Annotated in this window: 1 protein-coding gene; it reads right to left on the reverse strand. The window is 67.2% G+C overall.

Annotated features, from left to right (window positions below):
* The coding region (locus tag L0D17_RS13300) for an IS1634 family transposase (RefSeq protein WP_243095716.1) at positions 1–436 on the reverse strand (436 nt) is incomplete at both ends.

Raw genomic sequence — 436 nt, forward strand, 5'->3', positions numbered from 1 at the left:
GCAGGGCCCTGGCCTCCTTTAGGGTGGCCGGCACCCGCATGACCCAGGAGAACCCACGCAGGGCCCCCAGGTTCTCCTGGCTGTAGCTGGCCCCGTCCAGCACCACCACCTCCCCCAGTTCCAGGCCCTGGCGGTAGCGCGCCAGCAGGGGAACCAAGGCCTCCTGATCCGACTGGTTCCCATCCCCAGGAGCGAAGAGCAGGGGAATCCCCCCGGTATCGGCGCAGATCAGGTTCATCACCCACTGCTTGAGGTCTGGGCGGTGGTCCCGGCTGTAGCCGTGGGTGAGGCGGATGACCAGGGGCTCGTCCCCCGTATCGGTCTGGCCCTCTTCCCCGCTCCCGTACACCCCGTGGACGTGAAAGCTGGTGGAGTCCACGTGAAGAGCCCGCACGGGAAAGGGAAAGGCTCTGCGGGCAGATTTAGCCACCTCCAC

It is taken from the genome of Thermus thalpophilus (assembly GCF_022760915.1).
GTDB lineage: Bacteria > Deinococcota > Deinococci > Deinococcales > Thermaceae > Thermus > Thermus thalpophilus.